We start from the raw sequence: 3,273 nt of genomic DNA, 5'->3' as shown, positions 1-3,273 counted from the left end.
CCCAACCCCGATCAACCGGAAACCCCGACACCACATCCCGACCCCCGGCCACCACCCCCCACAACCCCTCCGGCGAACACACCCCACCCGGATAACGACACCCCATCCCCACCACCGCCACCGGAGCGTTTTTCGATGCAACGAGGTCGCGGTTCTGACGGCGCAACTCGGCGTTCTCTTTCGCTGCCAGACGTAGTGCTGCGACAAGCTCATCGGCCGCTACAGACACGTTGTCCCCTCTCCGTGTTAGAGACCTTTACTTTCCTCGTCGTCTACTTTCCTCGTCGTCGCGGCGCTGCGCGGGGGACCACGGTTTGCGGGTCAAGGTAATTCAGGCGACGACGCGGCTAAGGATGGCCAAGGATGTCGTGGGTCGACTCATATCGTGGCTAATGGGGTTGGCTCGGGCAGATGGTGGCTGCGGCGTGGGCCGCAGCTCACGGTGCAAACGCGTGGTGCACCGGGTGGATTCCCGGACGATCTCGTGTATGCGAGAGGGTCCGCGATGTAGGGGCGTTTATGCCGGTGGGCAAATCCACCCGACAAATACTAATTCGGGGGCGCACTTTGGCAACTTCGACAGGAGGTTATCCGCGAGATCAGGCGGGCAAATGTATGACGATGCCTTCCTGGGCCGCCGTTGCTATCAATTGGCCATCGCGGTCGAAAAAGTTGCCGATGCCTAGCCCACGGGAGTCGGCTGCCGCCGGAGACGAGGTCGCATACAGCACCCAATCATCGAAGCGGACCTGGCGGTGAAACCAGATCGAGTGGTTGACCGACGCGGCGAAGACGTGGTCGTAGCCCCACGACAACCCGTGCGTTGTGATGATCGAATCCAGGGGCGCGGCGTCCGACGAGTACAGCAACGCGGCGGTGTGCAACAGCGGGTCGTCGGGCATCTCGCCGCCGGCGCGCAGCCACACCCGGTTGTGGGCGAGCCGCTCCCCTTTGTTGCGCATCACCCAGGGTGGGTCGTTGGCATAACGCACTTCGATCGGCCGCAACGCATTTACGACGTCGGGGACGACATGTTCGTAGCCGCGCAGCAACTCGTCGACCGACGGCAATGTGTGCGGATCTGGCACCTTCGGCGGCGTTACGCCGTGCTCAAGACCCCGGCCGCCGGACATATAGGAAATCATCGCGGAGGCCAGCAATGTTCCGTCCTGCATCGCATCGACCCGCTGATTGGCGAAGCGGCGCTCGTCACGCAGCCGGACCACCCGGTACTGGATATCTTTCGTCGGGTCGCCGCCGGCGATGAAATGGACTTGGAGCGCAGCCGGCGGCACCTTGTGTGTCAGAACCAGACTGCCGGCGATCAGCGCCTGCGCCATCAGCTGGCCACCGTACGTGCGGGCCGGGTTCTTGGTCGGGTGCGATCCGAGGAACGTGAGCTCATCGACGCGCTCGAGATCCAGGATCGCCAGCAACTGCTCGAAGTCACTGGCCAACGCTGCCCTCCTAGGTCTTATCGGATCCGGTGCACATGAATCCTATTGGTGGAGCACCGTAGACGTGCATGGACGATCGCCGCTTTCCGGGCCGATCTGCTCGCCCGTAGAAGATGCCGTGTGCGACGGCGTTGATGTTCGCGGACACGTGACGCATGTCCTGGTACCGCGTTCGCGTTGCGACGAAATAGTGGACGCGGTAAGCACTTTCACATAAGCGCTGCCGCCCGTATTTGCCGAAATCGACGACAAGATACGGAATCACCTGGTACGCCTTCGATCCGGGATGCCCGTTCAGTGGCTACAAGAAGCCGGCTAACGTCCCGTAAACCGCGCCTGACGTCGCTCGATGAATGACTGCACGCCCTCGGCGGCGTCCTCGCTGGCGAACAGCTCGGCGACGGCGGGGCGCAATCGCTCGATGGCGGCCGCCTCACCTTCTGCGCGTGCCAGGTGTGCGGACGCCAGGGTGGCCCGCACACCCAGCGGTGCGGCGCGGTCGGCGATGGTGTGCGCGATCTCGCGGCCCCGGGCCAAGGCAGCCGCGGCGTCGTCGGCCACCTCCTGGACCAGCCCGATACGGTGCGCCTCGGCGGTGTCGAATTCGTCGCCGGTGAGCAGCCAGCGCATGGCATTGCCCCACCCGGCCTCGCGGCGAAGCCGGATGGTCGCGCCGCCGAAGGGGTAGATGCCACGCTGGACTTCGAGTTGCGTGAAGCGTGTCCCGGTTGCCGCGATGCGAATGTCGGCGGCCAGCAGCAATTCGATGCCCAACGTCATGCACCAGCCGTGCGCGACGGCGACCAGCGGCGTGGCCCACGCACCGTCCAGCCGCCACGGGTCCCGGCCATCATCCGGGAACTCCAACTCCCCGGCCGCGACGGAGGGGCCGACATCGACGAGGTCCAGACCGGCGGTGAAGTGGTCGCCGTGCGCGAACAGCACCCCGGCACGCAGCGAGTCGTCCGACTCCAGCAGCCCGTAGGCGCGGGACAAGTCGGCCAGCATCGCCCGGTCGAATGCGTTGCGTTTGTGGGGCCGGTTCAGGCCGATCAGCAGGACGTGCCCATCCCGCTCGAGGGACACGGTGTCCAGAGTCGGTAGAGCCGTCGGGGAAGTGCCAGCCATCGGCACAGTGAACCTCAGATCCAGCAATTATGCAATATCGCATATTACCGGGTACTTATATGGTCCCTCAGACACAGCAGTGACTATGCGGGTCACACTATTTACAGCGGTCTGGGCCGTGCCCCCAGAAACAACTTGCTTAGCGTACCGATGTGTCATATGCTTCCTCGCATAATCATGAGCCGCCGGCCCCGGCGCATGAGTGCAGCACATAGGCCGGGAGAAAATCATGTGGATCATCGAGCTCAACGTCGCCGGTTACCACTTCACGCGCGAGATGCCCGACTTGAAGCGCCGGCCATTCCGGTTCAGCCCACGTAATCTGCACTGGCCGGTAATGCGGCACTCGCAGGCTGCATGACGCGGGCCAAAGCAGACGCGAAAGTGCCGACTGCCACCGACACCACGGACGCAACAAAGCCGGACCCCGCTCCGACGAAGCGCTGCGATACCCGGAAAAAGATGCTGGTCAGCGCGGCCGAGGTGATGCGCGAGCGCGGAGCGGCCGGTGTGACCATCGATGAGGTGCTCGCCCGCAGCGGCGCGCCACGCGGCTCCGTCTACTACCACTTCCCCGACGGGCGCAATCAGATTCTGGCCGAGGCGCTGCAGTACTCCGGCGATTCCATCACCGCGATGATCGACGACGCCGCCGGCTGGGGCGCCAGGGCCCTGCTGCGCGAGTTCG

5 protein-coding genes are annotated in these 3,273 nt (G+C 64.5%); 2 read left to right on the top strand and 3 right to left on the bottom strand.

Translation table 11 applies throughout. The features are described from left to right. The 3 genes from ACLP9N_RS38235 to ACLP9N_RS38225 form a co-directional block, all read right to left on the bottom strand. Positions 1–229, bottom strand: a 229-nt coding sequence (locus tag ACLP9N_RS38235; RefSeq protein WP_442386546.1) for a beta-ketoacyl synthase N-terminal-like domain-containing protein, incomplete at its 3' end; no start/stop codon positions are given. A gap of 370 nt (positions 230–599) precedes the next feature. Next, positions 600–1,457 (bottom strand): acyl-CoA thioesterase II, encoded by an 858-nt coding sequence (locus tag ACLP9N_RS38230; RefSeq protein ID WP_442386544.1) that lies wholly within the window; start codon positions 1,455–1,457, stop codon positions 600–602. 315 nt (positions 1,458–1,772) lie between these two features. After that, positions 1,773–2,585, bottom strand: a complete 813-nt coding sequence (locus ACLP9N_RS38225) for a crotonase/enoyl-CoA hydratase family protein (protein WP_442412261.1) — start codon at positions 2,583–2,585, stop codon at positions 1,773–1,775. Positions 2,586–2,814: 229 nt separating this feature from the next. Between ACLP9N_RS38225 and ACLP9N_RS38220 the strand changes: the two genes are divergently transcribed. Then, a complete protein-coding gene (locus ACLP9N_RS38220) occupies positions 2,815–2,946 on the top strand; it encodes a hypothetical protein (protein WP_442405342.1) in 132 nt (43 codons plus the stop codon). Between the two features lie 101 nt (positions 2,947–3,047). Further along, positions 3,048–3,273, top strand: a 226-nt coding sequence (locus ACLP9N_RS38215; RefSeq protein ID WP_442412262.1) for a TetR/AcrR family transcriptional regulator, incomplete at its 3' end; no start/stop codon positions are given.

This window comes from Mycobacterium sp. (assembly GCF_052144515.1).
Taxonomy (GTDB): domain Bacteria; phylum Actinomycetota; class Actinomycetes; order Mycobacteriales; family Mycobacteriaceae; genus Mycobacterium.
The sequence above is the reverse complement of the archived record's forward strand: the minus strand, read 5'-3'. Positions and strand labels throughout refer to the sequence as shown.

Coding starts and splice junctions, on each gene's coding strand:
- ACLP9N_RS38225 (WP_442412261.1), bottom strand. CDS start 2,585: ATGGCTGGCACTTCCCCGACGGCTCTACCGACTCTGGACACCGTGTCC.
- ACLP9N_RS38220 (WP_442405342.1), top strand. CDS start 2,815: ATGTGGATCATCGAGCTCAACGTCGCCGGTTACCACTTCACGCGCGAG.